This window comes from Clostridium sp. FS41, from assembly GCF_000954015.1.
Classification (GTDB): Bacteria; Bacillota; Clostridia; order Lachnospirales; family Lachnospiraceae; genus Enterocloster; species Enterocloster citroniae.
In genome coordinates this window covers 1-22470 of the sequence record NZ_JYHN01000056.1, presented here as the reverse complement: position 1 = coordinate 22470, position 22470 = coordinate 1, and the positions used below count along the sequence as shown (strand labels likewise).

The following is a 22470-nucleotide window of genomic DNA, read 5'->3' as shown; positions in this document are numbered from 1 at the left end:
TGAAAACTATCAAAGGATGTGCATATATGAAAAAATTAAGCGTGCGAAATACCAGCACTGATCAAAACAATAAATTTATAGTCTACTGGGCCGAACACCAGGAGATGGTTATGCTGATCCTCCTGGCAGCTGCAATTGTGATTCCCCTGGTAACAAAGCAAAGGTATATCGTTACCATCATGACGAACTGTGTCTGTTACAGCATGCTGGCGGTTTCACTCAACCTTTTGGCCGGGGTGACCGGGCTTACATCCATGGGGCACGCTGCATTCTACGGTATTGGCGCATATGCTACGGCAATTTTGACCACCCGGTTTGGATTCAGTACATTACTCGTAATTCCTATCTCTATCATAATGGCAGCAATCCCTGCCCTCCTTCTCGCGATCCCGTCAGTAAAAGTCTCATCACGGCATATTGCGGTGATCACCATGGGATTTTCCGAGATATTCCGGATCGTAGCGATTAACTGGGAAGCTCTGACCAGGGGACCACTGGGGATTTCCGGTATTTCCAGTCCGGCGTTTCTGGGATTCACCCTGGATTCCGTCAAGGGACGGTTTTACTATGGCTTAGCGCTGCTGGTGGCCGTGTTCTATATTGCCAATGCGATTGTGAATTCCCGTATTGGCCGGGCGCTTATGGCGATTCGGGAAAATGAAGTCGCGGCGGAGTCCATGGGAGTCAATACGCATTACTACAAAGTACTCATATTTACAATAGCCGGCGGCATCGCTGGTTTGGCGGGGGCCTTCTCAGCACAATATATCAATTTTGTCGCTGCTACATCTTACACGTTTGACGCCTCTGTACTCATGCTGAGCATGGTCATCTTTGGCGGCATGGGGAATTTGACCGGCAGTATTCTGGGGGCCATTATTCTGTGTGCCGTGCCGGAGTTGATCCGCGGCCTGTCGCAATACCGCCAGGTGTTTTACGGATTAGTCATTATCCTGATGATGGTATTGCGCCCCAGCGGCCTCCTTGGCAAATATAATTTCAACTACATTAAGCAGCGCACTGTATTTAAAAGGTACTTGAGTGCTGCAAAGGTAAAATAATGCTGGGGGAGGAAAAACAATGGCACTATTAAATATTGACAATCTTACCATGCGTTTCGGCGGCCTTTATGCCGTACATAATGTATCGGCCTATGTGGACAAGGGGGAAATCGTTGGGATCATCGGCCCAAATGGCGCGGGAAAAACAACGCTGTTCAACATGTTTTCCGGCCTTTACACGCCAACGGAGGGGACGATTACCTTCCGCGGGCACACGCTGAACAGACTGAAGCCCCACAAGATCGCCAACCTGGGGATCACAAGAACCTTCCAAAATATCCTTCTCTTTAATAAGATGACGGTTTTAGACAATATTCTGGTCGGCATGCACGGCAAAACAACGGGGAACTGTCTCGATGCTATTTTTCACACGAAGCGGCAGAGAGAAAGTGAGCAGAAAGCGACCCAGGAGGCACTGAACCTTTTGGAAATGGTGGGGATGAGCGAATATCGTTACGATTTAGCCGGCAGTCTGCCCTATGGGATGCAACGGAAGTTAGAAATTGTGCGGGCCATGGCCTCCACTCCGGAGCTTCTTCTGTTTGATGAGCCTGCCGCGGGCATGAATGAGCAGGAGACCGCGGAATTATCCGAATTTGTGAAGTCGGTCCGGGCCATGGGATATACCATTATATTGATTGAACACGATATGAAATTCGTTATGTCCCTCTGCGACAGGATATATGTACTAAATTATGGGGAGTTAATCAGCAAGGGAACGACCGAGGAAGTTAAGAATGATCCTGTGGTCATAGAAGCATATCTGGGAAAGGGGAGAGCATAATGTCTGTATTGTTAAATATATCGGATCTGCATGTCAGGTATGGCTCAATACAGGCACTGCAGGGTATTACGTTTCAAGTAAGAACTGGTGAAATTGTAACACTTATCGGCGCCAATGGGGCGGGAAAGTCTTCCACGCTGAATGCTGTGGCAGGGCTTGTAAAGGCTTCCGGCGGGCAGATCAGTTTTGATGGGCAGGACGTCTCGCGGGCATCCACGGAACAGGTTGTTAAGATGGGGATCAGCATTTCCATGGAAGGGCGGCAGGTTTTTCCACGTATGTCTGTGAAAGAAAACCTGGAGATGGGTGGTTATACGCTGGATAAGAAATTATGCCAGGAGCGGATTGAAGAATTGATTGACCTGTTTCCCATTCTGCGCAAGCGGGAACACCAAATGGCTGGGACTCTGTCCGGCGGAGAGCAGCAGATGTTAGCCCTGACCCGGGCCATGATTACAAAGCCCAGGCTGCTGTTGCTGGATGAACCATCCCTGGGCCTTGCGCCCAAAATGGTGGAGCAGGTGTTTGAGACAATTCAGAAGATTAATAGGGAACTGCATACATCGGTGCTGCTGGTGGAGCAAAATGCACAGCTTGCCCTGGGAATTTCTGATTACGGGTATGTTTTGGAGAAGGGAATGATTCAGCTGAGCGGAACGGGAGATGAGCTGAGAAACAGCGATGATGTGAAAAAAGCATATTTGGGGGGATGAAACCAATGGGCCGTGTTGGCCGGTATACTCCGTATACATGCTTTGCAGGAGGTTAAAAGAACAATGTATTGGGATAGGAGGATATTTATGAGAAAGATGATCAGTACCGTATTAGTGATTACCATGGTGATGGCGATGAGCGGATGTTCAGGCAACAGCAATGCCGCGCCTTCAAGCAACAGCGGCAATACCACGTCTTCAGGAGGAGAGACGGGAGACAGTGCCATAAACAACGCCGCAGATCAGACAAATGGCGAATCTGCCGGCAGCAGTGGGAAGGCGGGAGGGATTCCGTTTACCAGCGGCGTTGCGGCGGACGCCGGCAACCCTATTTATTTTGCCGCCCCAGGTCCTTTCACCGGCCCCGATGAGCAATATGGCGAAATTATGAAAGCGGCCTATACCTGCGCGCTGCGGCGCATTAATGAAAACGGCGGTGTCCTTGGCCGTGAACTGGTTATAGAGTACTTTGACGACAAGGACGATCCGGTGGAAACGGTCAACATTGCCAACCGCATCATCGACACAGATAAATATACAATGGTGGTCGGAAACTATGCATCCTCCGCGGCGCTGCCCCACACAAAGGTGTTTCAAGACGCCGGCCTGCCTTATTTAGGTTCTGTTGCCTCCCATAACGATATTCATAAAGTGGGCGATTATGTTTGGAGGGCCTCTCCCCCGCAGTTATTAGAGGGTCTTTACAATGGCCTCCTGGCGAAAAAGATGGAAGCCGGAAAACTGGCGATTCTTTATATGAATAATGACTGGGGCTTGGAAAATGCCACAGGCACAGAGCACGCTTTCACTGCCATGGGTGGGGAAGTGGTCTACTGCGAGAACTTTATAGGCGACTCCACAAAGGACTTCACTCCCTATATAACCGCTGCTAAGAATGCCGGCGCCGACACGCTTTTCCTGTTGACGGACTATGCGGCCGCTGGCCAGATCGTCTTACAAAACAACCAGATAGAGTCCGGGCTGAACCTTGTCCTCTGCGCGTTGGCCGGCCGCGCCGAAACGATGAAGATCGCAGGGGAACTGTCAAACGGCCTGATGTTTACGACTCCCGTCCCATGGGGCTCTACCAATGAGGCTTGGGTTCAGTTCTGCGCGGATTTCGAGGCTGAGATCGGGTTTGCACCTACACTGCACGCAGCGTATTATTATAATAACCTGACGGTTGCGGCGCAGGTGGTCAACAACGCCGGATCAGAGGAACCGGAAGCGATTGTGGATGCTTTTAAGAATAATGAATATTATTTCATTCTGCTGGATTCCTGGTTAACATTTACAGAAAACCGACACTTTGAATTTCCTTTCCAGGTGGTATCTCTGGATAATGGAGCCTTCAAATATGAGTACGCCCTTGGTTTCGATGAGGTTGAGGAGTATTACTATCAATTTGCTGAAGAAGAATTCGGCTCACATTAATTGGATTCTATCTGGGCGGGATTACGCCAAGTGTGGTTAAAATCGTTGAGGCGGTGCCGGCAGCATGTTGGGGAAAACTGTAGCGGCCGGCAGCACCCCAGGCGGGCAAACCCGCAGACAAAAGGACTTTGCAAGAACAGGAGGATTTTCCATGTTTGATTATCAGGTCAAAAACGCGGAGCAGATCGCGTCTCCTGCACTGATCTATTACCCGGAGCAGATTCGCCGCAACCTTGAAAAGATGGTGGAACTGGCCGGCGGCGCAGAGCGCCTGTGGCCCCATGTAAAAACACACAAGAGTGCAAATGTTGTCAAGTTGTGCCAGGAGGCCGGCATCCGCCGCTTCAAGGCTGCAACGATTGCAGAAGCAGAGATGTGCGCGCAGTGTGCCGCGGAAGCAGTGGTTTTGGCGTATCCGCTGGTAGGCCCCAATATTGAGCGGTTCATGAAGCTACAGGAAGTCTGTCCGGATACCATTTTTTATGCAATCCACGAAAGTTATGCCTGTATTTCAAAGATTGCGGAAGCATCTGTAAATCATGGGCTGACAACGCCGGTTATGCTGGATGTGAACAGCGGCATGGACCGGACCGGAGTGGCGCTGGACGCTGCTCTGGATGTTTACCGAGCCTGCGCAGAACTTCCCGGCATTCGGATGTGTGGCATTCATAGTTACGATGGCCACCATGTTCAACTCTCTTTGGAGGAACGCGTAAGCAGTGTGCGCAATACGGCTGGAAAACTGCACAGTTTACAACGGGCTGTGGTAGCGGAGGGGTTAGGCGAACCGATCATCATTGTTGCGGGCACACCGGCGTTTCCCTGCTACCGTGACGAGCAGGATTTCTATGTTTCGCCCGGATGCTGTATTCTGCATGATTACGGATACTGGCATAACTACTCGGACCTGGATTTTGAACCTGCCGCACTCGTGCTCGGCCGAGTTATCAGCCATCCGGCGGTGGGGATGTTTACAATCGATGTTGCGCCCAAGTCGATTGCGGCGGATCCGGAAGGGCTGCGCGGCTATATTATCGGCTGGGCAGAGGATATCGAACTTGTCCGGCGCAATGAGGAGCACACCGTGTTCCGGATGAAGGAAGGATCAAAACGCAGCAGGCCAGACATTGACGAGGTTCTCTATGTAATCCCAACACACATCTGTCCGACAAACGCACTGTATCCTTCCGCGGTGGTTGTGGAAAAAAACGTTGCGGTAGGTGAGTGGGCAATCACCGCCAGAAACAGAAAAATTACGATCTGATAGAAATCAGGGGGTTCAATTATGAAAGCAGATGTATATAAAAATCTGGAAAAACTCGGCATAAAACTTCCGGTGCCGCTGCCAAAAGGCGGTCTGTATCAACCTGTGAAGCAGTGCGGCAACCTGTTGTATGTTTCGGGCCAGGGCAGCATCGAGGATGGAAAGAATCTTACCGGCCGAGTGGGAGCGGGAGCATCACTGGAGGAGGCGCAGTATGCGGCAAGGGTCTGCGGCCTGAATACGGTTGCAGCACTGCAGACATATCTTGGCGACCTGAACCGAATTAAACAGTGTGTTAAAATTTTGGGATTCGTGGCAGGAGTGAATGAGTTTTCTGACCAGCCCAAAGTGATGAATGGGTGCTCACAGTTGTTTGTTGATGTGTTCGGCGAGAACGGAGCCCATTCCCGTTCTGCTATTGGTACGAACAGTCTGCCGCTAGGTCTGCTGGTTGAAGTCGAATCGATCTGGGAAATTGAGTAACACGGAAATAAATCAAGATGGAGGCTGTCATGGTAATGGTTAATTAACAGTTTTTTCTGGAAAATAAAGCGGCGCGGGTTACGGACCTTCCTGTTTCGTCACAGCTTGCAAAGATTGTGTGACTGGTACTTGGTAGTTTTTATTACGATCATTTCAAAGCAAAAATGTCGGGGTGTATAAATTGAGGTCAGGTGACAAGATTTGCGATTTCAAGTTCTGTCTCGAATAACTGAGAATCCAATAACTCAATCTGTGCAATGGTCTGAGTTATCTGGATAGATAAAGAGCTGTCATTTAAGCCGACAGACCTCTGTGCGAGAACTCTTAATTCTCTGGCCATATCTTTCGTGAAGTGTTCATGGGAGGATTTCACATAAATCATGAGGTTGTACCTCCCTTTCATAAAGTCTGATACTGTGGTATTCACCAATGATTAACATTGTAGACTTGATTGGAATAAGTATTCATTGGAACAGACGCCCTGGAAACAGCAACAACGGATACAGTGTTGTTGTCACAAATATTAAATCCGAATATCAGAGGATACATGAACTATTTCTGTAAATACACACTAAGCGAAACCCTTCATAAGGGAATAATTATTGTTTTGATCAGAAGAATGTGTCAGATAAAGAACTTGGACTGGAACAAGCAGCAAATAAAAGAATGATTATATGAGTGTAAACAAAAGTAAACATGATTTTTCAAAAGCAAAAACCCCGAAACACTTGATTTATCAAGCTTTCAGGGTCATTCACAAGTAGCGGAAGGGAGACTTGAACTCTCGACATAGGCCAAAAAAGCTAATAAAATAAGGAGGTCTGAGCGCATCATCCGAAAGTGTAATCAAAAGTGTAATCAAAAACTAAATATTTGGACATCTAAATAAGTCCATGAGTATGTAACTACATCACATATTCACGGGCTTATTTTAGTGCGCCAAAACAAACTGTAACGCCCATATTCAGCACTTATATTATAGATGAAGAACGGAGTGCGCCACTCATAAATACCCGTTCTCGTCCATTGTAGTGCGTCACAGGGGCATTGTACGGTACACGATTTGAAATGATAGTTTCATGTGCATTAAACATTACACAAGCAGAGGGAGGAATAAAGAAATGTATGGAAGAGTAACAAAATATTTCTGCGACAAAGGATATGGATTCATACGCGGTGAGGATGGCAATACATATTTCATCCACAGATCAAATCTTTTCGGAGAACATATTGAGTGTGGCTATTACGTGCACTTTAAAGTGTTTATCAATGACAGGAGCGACTACAATGCAAAATCAGTAATAGTCATTGAAACATCAGAAAGGAAGGCAAGGAGTGGCAAGAAGCATAAGTAACATGGATCAGCTGGCCTCTGCTCTGGCTCCAATTATGCAGGGCATTGTCAATCAGATGGCAGACAGAGTATATGAAACATTGAATTTCTATTTACAGGACTATTATACAGGATGGACACCATCGAGTTATCGGAGAACCTATGATTTCCTATATTCGGCTGTAAAAACAAAAGCAAGGATGGAAGGGAACAAGTGCGTTGCGTATGTCTATATTGATTATGATGCAATGGACAACTATGTAAATGCTACAGGGTTCCAGGTGGCAACTTGGGCGAATGAAGGATTACATGGAGGGGTGTCAGTAAGCCATAAGCCTCATGTATGGGATAATACCATCAAACAGACGATTGATAATGGATCGTTGCTCAAAGGAGCGGTTCAATATCTGAAGGCAAAAGGATTTACCGTAAAAGGATAATATCAGGAGGAACATACATATGGAATTAAAAGACAGGGTAGTAGTTATTAATGATACAAACATGACGAGATTATCATGCCTGTATGGAGAAATGAATATTGACGAGTTGAGGCGTGTAGTTAACAAGCATTTAGGCATCTGTCTGGATGAAATAGAGGAGGATTTAGCTATGGCAAATAAAGTGCCGCATTGCAGTGAGTGTGAATTTTTAAGGTGTATGGATTATATGTATAAGAATTACTACTGTGATCATGAGGACAGGGAAAATGATATGGGATATGTTGGTGTGGATCATCCACCAGTAACAAGTCCAGTATGGTGTCCAAAGAGGGGAGGAATCAATTAATGGCAGGAAAAGAAGAGATCGTAACAAGGATTGCACATAAGTCCGGGCTGACTAAAAGAGCAACCTATAAATTCATGAAAGCATTTGGAGATGTATTGACAGAAACATTGTGTGGTGGTGAACGGTTCCATATCCATAAAGTGTTCACCATGGAACCGAAATATAAGGGCGCATATATAAGATATGATCCAAAAACGCGAGAGGAAGTAGCGGTTCCTCCGCATATAAAGGTTAAGACAGTTATAGGGACAGAATTAGAAAGAGCATTATACAATGTAGGGGATTCCCAGGCAGATTAAAATATGATAAAGGAGCGTATGGAATATAATAGACATTAAAAATGCAGAGGAAAAGAAGATGATTGTAGCAATGATAGAGAATTAACGGAACTGATAAGATGTCAATTCATCCATGCTGGAGTGCCTATATTTAAGGGCAGTTATGATGAAACAGTAGAGTATATTGTGAATCGAATAAGTTGATTGAAGAAAAGATAAGGGGGAATTCCCACCTATAGGAAGTAAAAAAAGCCAGAATTAGAAGTTCAAGAATAAATCGATCGCGTAATTCTACGCATAATTCCGCAGAAAAATTCCTATAAGTATAGATAGGTAATGTGTATCAGACTCAACCCCAATTATGATGGCGAATGGAAACAGGGGGAATCGCTGGACTTGTCCATTTTCCCAACAACAATAGAAAGTAAAAATTCTAGGTGAACCTGATCCCCTATACGTGGATTAATAAATCCTAATTGACAAGGCAGTATGAGAAATCATGCTGTCTTATTTTAATGCTCAAAAGTAGTATCATTTTACACAGGATAGGTATGAAGGAAAACGTGACTTTTTATCGGGATCTGGTAGTGGATCATATGTTAATCTGTTATAAAAGAGAAGTCGATTTACAAAGGCTTATCCCGGAGAAAGTCGATTATTTGTATCGCCTGGATGAAGAAAAAAAGCTAGATTTTGTCCATACACTTTTTTGTTATGCCGATCATGGATTTGATATGAGTGAAACGGCAAAGGTGTTACATATCCACTATAATACATTGAAGTACAGAATTACGCGGATACAGGAGTTGACGGGATTTAATCTTCATGTGCCAGGACGGTGTGCAGAACTCTTAATAATTAAGAGGATTTTGCTCTTGTTGGGAAGACCGATAGATTAGGGGAAATAGCAAACCCGGGGAGAGATTTCTTATATTCTATATAGTAATAAGTGTAATTTCGCAAGGTGAATGGCATGAGAAATATACAAAACATAAAGTTTTACGCAGGAAGTAAAGAAGGATTGTTTCCTGATTTTACAAGAGAATTTCCTTATATTGCTTCAAGGGTAGAACTTGATAAATACATAGGGCATTCTGTGCCGTGGCATTGGCATAAAACGGTGGAACTTTTTAAATAGAAAGCGGCACTTTGGAATACTTTACGCCGGGCGGAAAGATAATCTTTCCAGCCGGAAACGGTGGAATGGTAAACACAAATGTACAATATCCATATTAGAGCTTGCAACAGCAGCACATTTAAGTGAACGAGAATGTTCTCGGACATTCCATGACTATCTGCACATGACACCGATGGAATATATAAAAGATTACCGACTGCAAATGGCCTGTCAGATGTTGGCAAGAGGACAGGAATCCATTACTATGATCAGCAATGCCTGTGGTTTGGGGAGCAGCAGCTATTTTGGGAAAATTTTTCGAGACTATGCGCACTGTACCCCTTTGGAATATCGCAAAAAAATGGCAATATAGCGACAATATAAAGATAAGGCTGATGATTCTGAGAAGTTATATTGTATGTCATAGGAGGATATTGCTTTAATAATAAGCAAGTGTTATAATCATTAAAAGTTGCTAAGGTATTTATTCTTTTATTATTATAATTAGTCTGTATATGTACCTAGATTTAATATTTTTAGGAATTGTGCTTATATAGAAATTTTATGTAGGTAAATATGAGGATATGGCGGAAGAGGAGATGGAAGGATGGGAAAAGTGAGGCGGAAAAATGTGTGGCACTGGTGGGTATGGGCTCTTATCCTACTCATATCCTTTGCAGTTCTTGGAGGCGGATATTGGCTGTACTATCAAAGCATTGAGGCCGCGGTTTATTCCACCACCCTTTCGTTCATGGAACAGATTGCGGACCATGACCACCTGAATATCGTCAATCAGATGGACAGTAAAAGGGAAGTCCTCCTGACCCTTTTAAAGCGTATCGAAGCCACGAGGAACAGCCGGATTGAGGATGTTGTGTACAGCCTGGGGGTGGAAGCCAAAACCACCTCGTTCGATACGCTTTACCTGATTACTGCTGCTGATGAAGTGTACAGCAGCTCCTATCTCAAAACACCCCTTCAAAGCATGGTATGGGCGGAAGAATTCCGGAATACCAGCAGCGGTTTCCTGACCAGATATGACGAGGACAGCCGGGAAAGATGGGGGGAGTTCCTTGTGTACGGCGTGCGTCTGCCGGCTCCTGTTTCCTGCGGAGGAAAAGAAATCAGCGGCGTGGTGGGCCTGGTGCCGATTGCTGAAATTGCCAACCAGATGCGGCTGGAAAGCTTTGACGGTCAGGGGATTGCCATTGTCATGAAGCGGTCCGGCGACATCATCACGGCAAGCCAGCAATATAGCGATTTGGATAATAATTTCCTGAACCCATTGGAACATGCGCGGTTTAAAAACGGAGGTTCCCTGGAAGACTGCCGGCAGGCGATCCGGGAAGGAGACAGCATATTCGTGGAGTACAGCCTGGATGACAATTCCTATTATGCCCTGTTTCAATCCCTTGACCATCATGAGGGAAATGACTGGTATCTGGTGGTCCGCGTTTCCACACAGGTCACGGAGGACCAGGTGAATACACTGATATCCAGGTCCCTTCCATTTTTCTTTATGCTGGGCCTTATGATTTTAGCAATTGCGTATTTTATCTATCACAGCATGGATTCGGTAAAGGTCGCCCGGGCTTCCGAACAGGCAAAATCCGCGTTCCTGGCCAATATGAGCCATGAAATCCGTACGCCTCTTAACGGAATCGTAGGTTTGCATTATCTGATGCGCCAGAACCTGGGGGACAGGGGAAAGCTGGAGGAATACTTAAAAAAGGCAGAGGTATCCACTTCCTTTCTGCAAAGTGTGATTACGGATGTTCTGGATATGTCCAAGATTGAGAGCGGACAGCTGGAAATTTACAGCAGCGAGATGAACCTGAAAGCTCTGATTGAAGAGGTGGGGATCCTGCTGGAAAGCCAGACCCGGCGGAAAATGCTGCAGTGTTCCATTGACTGCGGGGAGCTGACTGAACCAATCGTATGCGGGGACGCGCTGCGGATCAAGCAGGTCCTCACGAACCTGCTGGGCAATGCTGTCAAATTTACGCCCGAAGGCGGAGCGGTATCCCTGACTGTGGGACAGGAGGTAAACGGGGAAACCGTCCACACCGTATTTCAGGTATCTGACACGGGCTGCGGCATGAGCCAGGAGTTTTTGGAGCGAATATGGCAGCCCTTTGAACAGGAGCACAGGGTTGCCCATCAGAACGGGACAGGGCTTGGGACAACCCTGAGTAAGACCCTGGTGGAAAAAATGGGAGGGTCCATTTCCGTGGAAAGCCAGCTGGGAAAAGGTACCGTGTTTACCTTCTCCATTCCATTACCTGTGGTCAGGCAGACAGGGGAAGAAAGCCCATCAAACGAGGCCAAAGAGACAGGGCATGGCATGGGCGGAAAGAGTATGCTGGCTGGAAAACACATCATGGTGGTGGAGGACAATGAGATTAACCGTATGATTGTTGTTTCTATCCTGGAAGACCAGGAATGTGAATTGACAGAGGCCCGGGACGGGCAGGAGGCGCTGGCTTCCTTTGAGGGAAGCCGGCAAGATTATTATGATTTGATTCTGATGGATATCCAGATGCCGGTGATGAACGGGTATGAGGCCACCCGCAGCATCCGTTCCCTGGACAGGCCGGATGCGAAGTCAGTCCCTATCATAGCCATGACTGCCAACGCGTTCCGTGAGGATATCGAGAAGGCTTTGGACGCAGGTATGGATGATGTGGCCACAAAACCGCTGGATATCAGCCTGCTGTTAAAAAAGATTGAACAAATAGGAAATGGGAGGAATCTGTCATGAGTATAAAACATCTGCTGACTGTCCTGCTGGTCGGTACGCTTGGTTTCGCCCTGACCGGCTGTCAGGAACAGAAAGCAACGGAGCCGGAGAAATTGACCCTTATCATAAAAACACCGCCTATCGGACTGGGAAACATACCGGATACAGGCGAGGCGGAAGTCTACGATTTGCTGGTAAAAGCAGCAGAAGGTTTCCGGGCGCAGTATGATCAATATGACGTGGAGTTTGCCATCAGCCGTTATGACTATCTGGACGAACAGACGCAGCTGGCAGACAAATACGGCACACCTGAGGCAGCGGACCTGTTTTTTGCCGGCTCCTGGAATGTGCCGCTTTATGCTAAGAGGAGATGGCTGGTTCCGTTAGATGATATAGTGGACCAGGAGTTGCGTTCTGATATCGACCCGGCAATCTGGAAGCAGAATTCCATTGACGGAAAGCTGTATACCATGCCTTACCATCAGCTGCAGAATACCCTGATGGTCAACCGGAAGATGATGGAAACGGCAGGTCTGGGGGACTATGTCCCGGAGCCGGATACGGTCGCCTACTGGTCCACAGAAGAATTCAACCTTATCTGCCGTAGGCTCAAGAAGAGCCTTACGGAGGAAAATACCTTCGCTTTTATGATGTATGCCGCCAATAACCAGGGTGACAGTCACATTATGACACTGCTGCGCGCCTACGGATGCCCGTTGTATGATGATAAAGGGAATTTTGCGGTTAATACACCGGAAGGCATCCGGGCACTTGCGTGGATCAAGGAGATGGACGAACAGGGTATCACGCCCATGGGTGCGGAGAACCTAGAACTGCTGGATTGTGTTAACCTCTTTTACAACGGCCAGTTGGCCATGTGTATCGGGAACCTGACCAACATGTGGGACGCCAGAAACCGGGGGATGGATGTATTTGCCGCTAATTTCCCCAGCCTGTCCGGAGAGGGATACTGTACCGCTTCCTCCAACGGATTCTGCGTATTTGATAATGGGGATGAAAGGAAGATTCAGGCGGCCAAGGATTTCCTGCGATATATCTATGGGGATGAGGCGCTGATGAAATATACCCTTGGCACGCTGCCGGTTAATGATTCCATCATTCAAACGTACAGAGATGATATATGGATGCTGAAAGCCTATGGGGAGAATACCTCCCATACCGTGGATAATGTGCAGAATAATCTGAACTGGCAGGGGGTCAGGGATGTTTTTTACATTCAGATCAACAATCTTCTCACAGGCACCATATCTCCGGCAGAAGCTGCCGCAGGGATTGATGCTGACTGCAACGCCGCCCTTGAGCAGGGACGTAATGATAGTTACTGAGTGGTTACCATAAGATGAGTATTATAAAATTCAGCGGTGTGTACGGAGTAAAAGGAAATGAAGAGTGATGTAGTTCAATATGAACGTACGTATAAGCTGCTGAAAAGCAGGATTGAGTGCGGTATCCTTCCGGTTGGTTCCAAGCTACCCGGACGGTCCGTTTTATGTCAGGAGTTTGGAATATCAGAGCGAACGATTCGGCGTGCACTGGAGCTGTTGGAACAGGACGGTTTTTTGGAAATAACCCCAAGAAAATGCCCTACTGTAATTTCGGCGTTTGCGTTGCCCCAAAACCTGGTGCCCCGGGGGACGAGAAATGCAGATAAGGCTCAGGTAAATGATTTGTTGCAGACCAGCATCCTGCTCTGTTATCCTATTTATCTGAGAGGTCTGCATCTATGCACTGGTGATGACTGGCTTACACCGGAAATGATCCTGGCCAGGATGGACCCGGAACAGCCGGAAGAATTCTGGCAGCTTTCCATCCGATTGTGGCGCTTTTTCATTGCTAGGAACGGGAATGAGCTACTTTTGCGGGCAGTGGACGGATTGGGATTTAGGGGAAAAGAGCCGCTTAACAGTTCACTGGAGGAACGGGTAAGATACTGTTCCAATATCAAAAAACTGCTTCAGACGGTAAAAGGCGGAGATGAGCCGGAGCAGACAGACCTTGAAGCGATATTTTCTCAATACATTGCAATCGCAGAGCAGGCAGGGGAAAATCAGTTTCTTCAGAGTGTACCGGTCTGTCCCTTGCTGGCAGAAGCGGACGGGTTGGATCAACAGCTCAGCCTGATGCAGGAGCGGTATTCTACGGTCTGTCTGGACCTGCTTGGACTGATTGCCATTGGCCGTTACCAGCCCGGTGACCGCCTGCCTACCCATGACCAGCTGCAGGAAATCTATGGCGTAAGCAGGGACACCTCTGTGAAAGCAATCCGGATGCTGCAGGACTGGGGCGTGGTTACGGCAGCGCCGCGGAGAGGAATATCGGTTGTGTTGAACCTGGAGGGGCTGCAAAAAATCCACATTGCGCCGGAATCAATCGCCTGTCATGTGAGGCGGTATCTGGACAGCCTTGAACTGCTGTCCCTGACCGTGGGAGTGGTTGCCGCCCATGCGGTGGTCCATATAACCTTTGAAGACGCAGGACAGATATATAAAACCATTGTCTGGCAATATGGCCATCCCTATGAGCATCAGATGATACCGCGTACCCTTCTGGATTTTATAACGGATCATATTCAGTATGGCGCCTTGCGGTCGATTTATAGAGTACTGGCCCGCAACTTCAGCATTGGCAGAAGCATACCTAAACTGGTCTGCCGGGATAAGAATCCCGAAAATAGAGATATATACCAACAGTGCATTGCGGCGGTCAATATACTATGTGACGGCGATGCCGCCGGGTTTGCGAAAATGACAGCAGACATGTTTGAGCGTGTACACAAACTGATTATGACAGAATGCATGCGTCTGGGCTATTGGGATGCGGCAATGGGAGTATATGAGGGGGAATCTCTCTGGAAATAATGGACTGAAAGGAGATCCAATCACGATTATGCAAAAAGGAAAGAAAAAGAATAAAAGTAGCAAATGGGGAATATCATTTGCTCCCATTACACGTTACAGTATCATATTCTGCATATTGGTTTTAGTCATCATACTTTTGGGGGGAGGTGTCCTTTCCGTCAGCAGGATGAAAACAGACGCCAATGCGTCCCTGACCGCCAGCCATGCCCGGATTTCCCAGCGGGTTGAGGGGGCAGTCAATCTGCTGGAATCCCTGGCCAGCCTTCCTGAGTTCTATGACCCTGAGGTGCCGCCAATTGACAAGGTGAAAAAGCTGGACCAGATGAATCCTTACTTTGGATATATGATGATTTGCTATGTGGATTCTGACATCATTGTTTATTCGGACGGTTCTGAACCAGCCAGCCTTGCCAGCCGGGATTACATGCAAAGGTTGTTTTCCACGGGGCAGCGGCAGGTAACAGACAGCTTTGCGGCAGGAGCGGACGGCACCACACTGAACTATACGGTGGCAGTTCCTCTTATTGACAGTCAGGGAAAAATCACGGGCTGCCTGTTTTGTGCCATTTATTTTGACGAGGTTGTGGAGATCCTGGGACAGTCGGCTGGGATCAATGGTTTAGAGGCAACGTTGATTGGTTCCCGGGGACAGATCATGTCCTCCACAGAAGGCCTTCCCTATGGAGATTCTGTTCTGGACATATTAAACAAGAGAGTGCTGTTTGGAACCACGGCGGACCAGCTGGAAGAGAATCTGCTGGCTGCCCTTCCTGGCTCATTTTGGAGCATGAGGAATGGAAACCTGTTCTATACCACATACCAAAGAGTGGAGGATACTGGCTGGGATATTTTATGTTCTGTCAACTTTCAGACTGCTTTTAACGAGTTATTACCGGCTTTGTCCCTGGTGTTTGGACTGACACTCCTTAGCTGTGCCGGCCTGCTGTGGCTTGTGCGGCGTTATATCTCCAGTCAGATGCAAGTTGTGGATACTCTTGTCCATTCAGTGGAGGAACTGGAAAAGAGGATATATCAGGATGAACGGCCTGAGGATGTGGATTTTAAGGAGGTCCTGCGCCTCACAAGCAATGGGCTGTCTGACAGCCTGACCGGCGTAGTGACCCGCTCCGTGTTCCTGAATCAGGCATCGGCCCTGCTGAAAAAGGCAGACCCGAAAAAGACCAAGGCACTCTGCTTTGTGGATATGGACAATTTAAAATACATCAATGACAGCTGCGGTCATGCAGGCGGTGACATAGGGTTGAAAAGCGTAGGATATACCCTCCGGGAATATGAGAAAAAATATGACGGTGTAGTAGGTCGGTATGGCGGTGACGAGTTTGTTCTGCTTCTGACCAGCCTGGATGATGAAAAGGAGCTGCTCAGCATACTGGATGAACTTGTACTCCGCCTCCAGACAAGCATTCGATCAGGCGGACAGAGTATCCCGGTCCAGTGCAGTATTGGTGTATCCATCTATCGGTCAGGCACAGAGCTTAAGCAGATGATTGCCGATGCGGATGAAGCTCTTTATTATGTAAAACAGAATGGAAAAGGGTATTATCATATCCATCAGAATTGAGGGACATATGAACAGACTCATTAGATGGCGGCCGGTGCTTTGCGCCGCGGCACTTTTGGTATTGGTATTGACTGTAGCCGCGGGGCTGGGCCTGCGCTATGCTTACATAGATATTCGTCAAAGAGAAGCAGAAAATATCCTTCATTATTACAGTGAAAAGATTCTGCTTCAGATGCAGGGAACCATGAATGAAGCAGAGGCCCTGGCTAAGACAGCTTCTGTACTGAGGCGAGGGCAGACAGACCCGTCCCGGTGGTTTGAATATGCGGCGGGTCCCCTTCTGGAGCAGGAGCAGGCCTGTATGGTCTATCTGTTTGAGGGGGACATTCTGGCAGCTGCGCTGCCCCGTGACAGGTTTGGTAAACTGGTGGGACAGGAATTGCAGGATTTTTCTTATATTTATACCCTGGCCAAGGTGGTCAAGGAGCTTGTTGTGGAGGGGCCCATTGTTTTAGTGAATGATCCTCTGGAACAGGAAGTGTTCCTGTTCCTCCAGCCGATTGTTGAGAATAACACTTACCTGGGCCAGGTAGTTGTAGCGCTGGATAAGGACTATGTTCTGGAGCAGTTTGAGCTTGGTGATTTATATGGCCAGGGATATGATTATGAACTCTGGCGTGTGGAACCCCAGAATGGGAACAAGGAGGTTATTGCAAGCTCCCGGCCGGATAAGGATTTTTCCCAGGCGCAAAAGACCGTTTTTTACCTGCCCACCCAATGGACGCTCAGTATCCAGCCCAAGGCTGGCTGGATCAGCCCGGGACAGAGTTTGGCCCTTATCCTTCTATGTATGTTACTTTCAGCTGTCCTATTGACGCTGGTCTGCCTTTTATGCAGGATTGCAGAACAGAAACAGGCGCTTTTTAAGGCGGACTCTGTGGATAAAGAGACAGGTCTTTACAATCGGAAAGGGTTTACAGATGCTCTGGACAGATGGTTTGTTAGTGGCGGCAGTACTGTTACACTGTTTTATTTTTCTATTGAGGGATATACACAGGCTGCCAGGTTGATCGGCCAGACGGAGGAGAAGGCGTTTCTCAAAAGTATTCCGGCGCGGCTGGACGAGTATATTCACAGCACCTACCTGTCCGGACGGCTGGATGCGGGAAGCTATGTGGTGGCTCTCAGGGAGCAGATGGATGAACAGCAGAAGGAGGATTTTGCCAAAGGGCTGTCGCTGGAACTGTTATTGCAGGTGCGCATCAACGGGGAAAAGAACTTTTTAATGGCGCGTTATCAATATGTCTGCTGCCAGTCGGAGATACGTCAGGCAAAGGAGGAAATCTCCAACTTGATTGAAGCCTATTACCAGAGCGTAATCCGGGAATCCCCTATCCGCATGATGACGGAAAAGTTCCGCCAGCTGATTGCGGGAAAAGGGGATGTGATATTTGATGAGTACACGGATATTGATATGATGGAACTGTCCAAGACCTTTAACCGGTACCGCAAGCAGGTGGAACAGCTGGCCTATTCAGACCCGGTATTTAATGTGGGTAACCGGCCTAAGTTCCTCAGAGACACCAATATGCTGATATCTTATGATAAAAAGCGGCCATTCAGTCTTTATTGTGTAGATATCTGTGCGTTCAGCCAGTATAATGAATTGTTCAGCGCCACCATTGGGGATGAAATCCTTTATGAGGTAGTGCGGCGATTGTCACGTCCTTTTGGTTCATATTTATACCGTATCAATGGGGATGTGTTTCTTGGGAGGTCCATTTCCAGTGAGAGTGCGGAGTTTTTTGTAACACGGCTGCTGGAACTGTTTACTGCGCCGGTTACGATAGGAAATCTTTCTTTTCCTTTGCAAGTCCGTATTGTCGCATGTATGTATCCGGAATATGGGGAAACACCAGGGGAACTTCTGGACCATATCCAGTCGGCCCTTCGTTTTTCCAAGGAATCAGAACAGGCGGTGGTTATCTATAACAGCCGATTGGATGAGTTGATCAGAACTGAAGCGGATATACTGCGCCATCTGAGGGATGCTGTTACCCAGGGTACGCTGGAGGTCTGGTATCAGCCCATGATGCACCTTGAGGAGGGACGGTATCTTGCGGCTGAAGCACTTGTGCGCCTGTCTGATGGAAAGGGAAAATATTATTCTGCCGCACAGGTAATCTCCCTTGCCGAGCGCAATGGTATCGTGGAGGAGGTGGGGGATTATGTGCTTGCCAGAGCGTGCACATTTATGAAAGACCATGGAGTCAAACTGGGAATTAAACGAATAGGCGTCAATCTTTCCGTACAACAGCTTCTGGTGGGGAACAGCGCCGGACACTTGCTGGGACTGATAGAGGAGACTGGTGTGCAGCCAGACTGTATAACACTGGAGATAACGGAGAGTATCCTGATCCAATCCATTGACCGTGCAGCGGAGGTGCTGGAGAGGCTGAGGCAAGCGGGAGTGCATATCGCACTTGATGATTTTGGCGTTGGTTACAGCAGTCTTAATTATCTGTCTAACCTTCCTGTGGATATCATTAAGATTGACCGTTCTCTTACCCAGCAGATCCTGACCAATCCCAAACAATACGCTCTTCTTAAGTCCATTACGGATATGGCGTTCGTCAACGGCCTGGAAGTAGTGGTGGAGGGGGTTGAGACACAGGAGGAACAAAAGGCCATTGCTGCTTCCGGTGTACAGTATATTCAAGGCTATTATTATGCCCGACCTATGGCTGGGGGCCAACTAATTTATTTCCTGAATCAATAGAGGGTATTTATATACAAGATGACAGTTTTGACCTGCAGAGAATTTACTAGGATGAGGAGATGGATATATATATAGTACGAGCTGGAGGGCTATATCAAAACCTTCAGCTCTTTTATTACTGTAAAATTGTAAATTGAAAATTACTGTAATTTAAAATGGTCTGGTTCCTTTGTAATGAAATATTAAAAAGGTTGCCTGTTGAAAGAGGATAGGGGCAAAGGTCTTGGGGAGTTAGATTCGTTTATTAAAAGAGAACTGCAAATAGTATTTATGGTTTTTATATTGATTATTATCCTTTAAAGTTACAAGTAACTTTTTGACATAACTGGCTTACCGGATAATCTGTAAAATATATCATAATTGCGCTCACACGGGACCAGACGGACATGTTGACCGGGCTGCTGAATTATCTTGCGCCTGATGATGGCAATGATTATAAGACTCTCGCGAGAAAAGCGGATAGGCTCGTCTACCGTGCGAAATTTGAAGGCAAAAACCGCTTAATAATATAATGAATCGAACATATTAGGTGCGAAAGTAAAAAGGGATGGCGAGGACAATGGCGCATCGATATAGAGTGCTGATTGTGGATGACGCAAAAATCAACCGCGCTCTTCTATCAGATATGCTGTTGGATGAATACGATATTTTAGAGGCCTCCAACGGATTGGAAGCAGTAGCGCAGCTAAACAGGTAGATTTTCCTGATATCGTTGCTTGGTACAAAAATAATGGTTTTGATATCAATAAAGATTCACTATAAAAACAGTATTTTTTATACATTTTTATCAGAGGGCTGACAGGAAACAGTCGGCCCTGCTCGCATTATTTTTTACTATCAGTTGTTAGTGTAACAGTATATACTCAAGAATAAATATACACTGCTAGTTAATCTTAAACTTCTTATTTGTAAGTGTAGTGGTCGGGCAGCGGCTGATACATGCCATACAGTGCGTGCAGTTATTTGCCCATACGGGTATCTGAATTGTCATTGTTCCTGATTTTGTCAAAAAGATTGATTACCTCATCGCTAATCTCTTTTCCGATTCGTTTTGCAACATATACACTGTTTCCTGTTCCTGAAAAAATATAAAATCATAGATTCCTTTTCCTTTACGGTTGTTTTGTGTGCTTTACGCTATCATAAATCCGATTGATTAAATCGTAAATTTCTTTCCATTTTGTTTCATCTGCACTGATATAGTAATAGTTTTTTGTTCCGACACGCCGCATTGCAACAATACCCGCTTCTTTCAATATTTGAAGATGGTGGGATACAGACGGGCGTGTAAGATGCGTTTTTTTCGCAATTTCCCCTACACGAATACCGGACAGGTCACCTTCCAACAGCACAAGCAGTATCAATTGTCTTGTTTCATCACCGATCGCAGTAAAGGCATTTCTGCAATCTTGAAATCCTTTTATAATTAGTTTTAAGTTTTCTTCACATCTTCTTTCCATTGCACTGCCTCCTATATATATTTGACATCCAATTCTTTATGGGGGGTAGAACGTAAAAATTTTATATTCGGATAGCCAAGAACCAGTGTCATAGCAACTTTTTTTCCTTTTGGAATTTTGATTGCTTTTTTAATTTTCCTTGAAGCGTTTGCCGCCATGGTGAAAAAACCGCTGTATAAAACCCCTAAACCGTTTGCTTCTGCAACAAACTCCATATTCTGCGCGGCAAGAATACCATTTGTTTTATCCTTTGCCAGTATGACGATTACAATAGGCGCATGGAAGAAGAAAAAATTATCATCAATTTTCATATTTCTTGCTATGGGATTAAACAGATCTGCGATAGGCTTTGCAGCCCGGAAAATTTTAACTGCCATCTTTTCTATGCGGTCTTTTTGAGAAGATAACACAACAAAAGATACATCCTGCTTATTTTCTGCGGTATGAGTAAGTCTGCCGGCTTCCAAAATCTGTTCTATAATTTCCTGTGATACTTCTGTTTGCTTAAAGTTACGGATAGTCCTGCGGAAACGAATAGTATTCAAGACTTCATTCGGATTAAGCCGGACATCTTTCGTTTGTTCCACTTGTTCATCTTTATATCCTGTTATAGAAATTGCTTTTTTCGGACATACAGCGGTACATTGTCCGCACATGATACAATCGTTTATTACTTTAGTAGCCTTTTTATTACTTATAACGAGATTGTGAGCAGCACATACTTTACTGCATAAACCACACCCTATACACGTTTCTGAATCTATGATTACCTGATTCATATTCAAATTTCCTTTCGTTAATACTCTTTAACCATTCTATCAGGGACATACATGTAAATCAACATTGGTAAAGAAATTCGTTACCATAAATTCTTCTACCGTTTAGTCTGTGCAAGTTAAGGTATAGTGGCAACTGTCGTTTATGGTCTTACTTTGATACGAGACAGCTTAGGGTGCTCCTTCTGAAATAGATACAAAAGGAAAAATTCTGCTGATTGAAAAAGTGGAAGAGATGCCAACGGCAATAGATCGGATGCTGCGACAAAGATACTGATCAGAGAGTATATTGATTGTGATCCAGGAGAATATGCAGCATGGTACTTGGATGATGTTTTAAAGAGAAAATACAGATCATCTCTTGAGAGTTCGATCATTTCCAAAATTTAACTTGACATGTGGAAACATCAGATACTCCCTTTACCACACTAAAGCATTCTCGTAGAAATGTAAACCCACCGGGGGTATACCTCTACCATCATACCCCCTAAAGCACAACGCACTACAACGTCCATATTTAGCTATTCTGCTGTCACTTGTTTCCCCCTCAATCCATACCACAAACACGGCTTATTTTGCCGTTAAATGCGTTAAATGGGCATACAATGATACATGAAAAGGCTGTGGGTAAATGGCTCACAGCCTATCACATTATCCATACTACAAAGCTATTGCATAACCTTCCTTCTTTGCCTTATCATAACTCTTTTTCATCTCTGTATAATTCAGACCATCATAGTATCTGACCGTTACAATCCTGTTTTCATATTCCGCCAGACTGTCCCAATAGATGATAGTATCATCAATCTGAATACTGGTATCATACGTTCTACTCAAATACAAAAAGGCTTTCTTTAAATCCTCTTTATTGTAGTTCTGCTTTTTGTCCTCTGTATAAACTCGATTATTGAAAAAATCTATTCTTTCATATTTTAAAATTAGCATAGTCCCATATCCTTTCTTTTCTGTCAGGGTGTAACCGATCCATTTGGTTACACCCTATTTTTTGTGTCACAGTAAAAATAAACCACCTGCTCTGCAGGTGGAGGGAATATCTTCAG

Annotated in this window: 20 protein-coding genes and 2 pseudogenes; 18 read left to right on the top strand and 4 right to left on the bottom strand. The window is 46.0% G+C overall.

Annotated features, from left to right (window positions below):
- Window positions 1–26 precede the first annotated feature (26 nt).
- The 6 genes from CLFS41_RS10610 (at window position 27) to CLFS41_RS10585 (ending at window position 5739) form a co-directional block, all read left to right on the top strand.
- The gene (locus CLFS41_RS10610) at window positions 27–1061 is read left to right on the top strand and encodes a branched-chain amino acid ABC transporter permease (protein WP_045092275.1); all 1035 of its coding nucleotides are present in this window, start codon (window positions 27–29) and stop codon (window positions 1059–1061) included.
- Between the two features lie 19 nt (window positions 1062–1080).
- Window positions 1081–1845, top strand: a complete 765-nt coding sequence (locus tag CLFS41_RS10605; protein ID WP_045092274.1) for an ABC transporter ATP-binding protein — start codon at window positions 1081–1083, stop codon at window positions 1843–1845.
- Window positions 1846–1853: 8 nt separating this feature from the next.
- On the top strand, window positions 1854–2558 hold the full coding sequence (locus CLFS41_RS10600; protein WP_082082563.1) for an ABC transporter ATP-binding protein: 705 nt from the start codon (window positions 1854–1856) through the stop codon (window positions 2556–2558).
- Window positions 2559–2645: 87 nt separating this feature from the next.
- Window positions 2646–3992: an ABC transporter substrate-binding protein gene (locus CLFS41_RS10595; RefSeq protein ID WP_045092272.1), complete on the top strand. Its 1347-nt coding sequence runs from the start codon at window positions 2646–2648 to the stop codon at window positions 3990–3992.
- 64 nt (window positions 3993–4056) lie between these two features.
- Complete coding sequence (locus CLFS41_RS10590; RefSeq protein ID WP_052665698.1) at window positions 4057–5256, top strand: D-TA family PLP-dependent enzyme; 1200 nt, start codon at window positions 4057–4059, stop codon at window positions 5254–5256.
- 21 nt (window positions 5257–5277) lie between these two features.
- On the top strand, window positions 5278–5739 hold the full coding sequence (locus CLFS41_RS10585) for a RidA family protein (protein ID WP_045092271.1): 462 nt from the start codon (window positions 5278–5280) through the stop codon (window positions 5737–5739).
- Between the two features lie 187 nt (window positions 5740–5926).
- Here the strand turns inward: CLFS41_RS10585 and CLFS41_RS10580 are convergent, their stop codons facing one another.
- Window positions 5927–6121 (bottom strand): hypothetical protein, encoded by a 195-nt coding sequence (locus CLFS41_RS10580; RefSeq protein ID WP_045092270.1) that lies wholly within the window; start codon window positions 6119–6121, stop codon window positions 5927–5929.
- A 739-nt stretch (window positions 6122–6860) separates the two neighbouring features.
- Here CLFS41_RS10580 and CLFS41_RS10575 point away from each other — a divergent pair.
- From CLFS41_RS10575 to CLFS41_RS30250, 11 genes and pseudogenes are all read left to right on the top strand, one after another.
- On the top strand, window positions 6861–7094 hold the full coding sequence (locus tag CLFS41_RS10575; RefSeq protein ID WP_045092269.1) for a cold shock domain-containing protein: 234 nt from the start codon (window positions 6861–6863) through the stop codon (window positions 7092–7094).
- On the top strand, window positions 7075–7512 hold the full coding sequence (locus CLFS41_RS10570) for a hypothetical protein (RefSeq protein ID WP_045092268.1): 438 nt from the start codon (window positions 7075–7077) through the stop codon (window positions 7510–7512). The genes CLFS41_RS10575 and CLFS41_RS10570 overlap by 20 nt, the downstream gene beginning before the upstream one ends.
- Window positions 7513–7531: 19 nt before the next feature.
- Complete coding sequence (locus CLFS41_RS10565; RefSeq protein ID WP_045092267.1) at window positions 7532–7858, top strand: hypothetical protein; 327 nt, start codon at window positions 7532–7534, stop codon at window positions 7856–7858.
- Complete coding sequence (locus CLFS41_RS10560; protein WP_045092266.1) at window positions 7858–8157, top strand: HU family DNA-binding protein; 300 nt, start codon at window positions 7858–7860, stop codon at window positions 8155–8157. The genes CLFS41_RS10565 and CLFS41_RS10560 overlap by 1 nt, the downstream gene beginning before the upstream one ends.
- Window positions 8158–9109: 952 nt before the next feature.
- Window positions 9110–9626 (top strand): annotated as a pseudogene (locus CLFS41_RS29420) (AraC family transcriptional regulator).
- A gap of 234 nt (window positions 9627–9860) precedes the next feature.
- Window positions 9861–12014 carry an ATP-binding protein gene (locus CLFS41_RS10550; RefSeq protein ID WP_045092264.1) on the top strand — a complete coding sequence of 718 codons (2154 nt, stop codon included), beginning with the start codon at window positions 9861–9863 and terminating at the stop codon, window positions 12012–12014.
- The gene (locus tag CLFS41_RS10545) at window positions 12011–13339 is read left to right on the top strand and encodes an extracellular solute-binding protein (protein ID WP_045092263.1); all 1329 of its coding nucleotides are present in this window, start codon (window positions 12011–12013) and stop codon (window positions 13337–13339) included. The genes CLFS41_RS10550 and CLFS41_RS10545 overlap by 4 nt, the downstream gene beginning before the upstream one ends.
- Window positions 13340–13396: 57 nt before the next feature.
- Window positions 13397–14872 carry a GntR family transcriptional regulator gene (locus CLFS41_RS10540; RefSeq protein ID WP_045092262.1) on the top strand — a complete coding sequence of 492 codons (1476 nt, stop codon included), beginning with the start codon at window positions 13397–13399 and terminating at the stop codon, window positions 14870–14872.
- A gap of 28 nt (window positions 14873–14900) precedes the next feature.
- Window positions 14901–16454 carry a sensor domain-containing diguanylate cyclase gene (locus CLFS41_RS10535; RefSeq protein ID WP_045092261.1) on the top strand — a complete coding sequence of 518 codons (1554 nt, stop codon included), beginning with the start codon at window positions 14901–14903 and terminating at the stop codon, window positions 16452–16454.
- 7 nt (window positions 16455–16461) lie between these two features.
- Window positions 16462–19173 carry an EAL domain-containing protein gene (locus tag CLFS41_RS10530; RefSeq protein ID WP_045092377.1) on the top strand — a complete coding sequence of 904 codons (2712 nt, stop codon included), beginning with the start codon at window positions 16462–16464 and terminating at the stop codon, window positions 19171–19173.
- A gap of 559 nt (window positions 19174–19732) precedes the next feature.
- Window positions 19733–19870 carry a hypothetical protein gene (locus CLFS41_RS30250; protein ID WP_162531737.1) on the top strand — a complete coding sequence of 46 codons (138 nt, stop codon included), beginning with the start codon at window positions 19733–19735 and terminating at the stop codon, window positions 19868–19870.
- A 415-nt stretch (window positions 19871–20285) separates the two neighbouring features.
- Here the strand turns inward: CLFS41_RS30250 and CLFS41_RS10525 are convergent, their stop codons facing one another.
- Window positions 20286–20633, bottom strand: a complete 348-nt coding sequence (locus tag CLFS41_RS10525; protein WP_045092260.1) for a metalloregulator ArsR/SmtB family transcription factor — start codon at window positions 20631–20633, stop codon at window positions 20286–20288.
- A gap of 11 nt (window positions 20634–20644) precedes the next feature.
- Window positions 20645–21412 carry a nitroreductase family protein gene (locus CLFS41_RS10520; protein WP_045092259.1) on the bottom strand — a complete coding sequence of 256 codons (768 nt, stop codon included), beginning with the start codon at window positions 21410–21412 and terminating at the stop codon, window positions 20645–20647.
- 184 nt (window positions 21413–21596) lie between these two features.
- On the opposite strand from CLFS41_RS10520, the pseudogene CLFS41_RS31150 reads away from it, so the two are divergent.
- A pseudogene (locus CLFS41_RS31150) lies at window positions 21597–21686 on the top strand (hypothetical protein); the annotation flags it as partial.
- 383 nt (window positions 21687–22069) lie between these two features.
- Here the strand turns inward: CLFS41_RS31150 and CLFS41_RS10515 are convergent.
- Complete coding sequence (locus CLFS41_RS10515) at window positions 22070–22354, bottom strand: hypothetical protein (RefSeq protein ID WP_045092258.1); 285 nt, start codon at window positions 22352–22354, stop codon at window positions 22070–22072.
- Window positions 22355–22470: the final 116 nt, after the last annotated feature.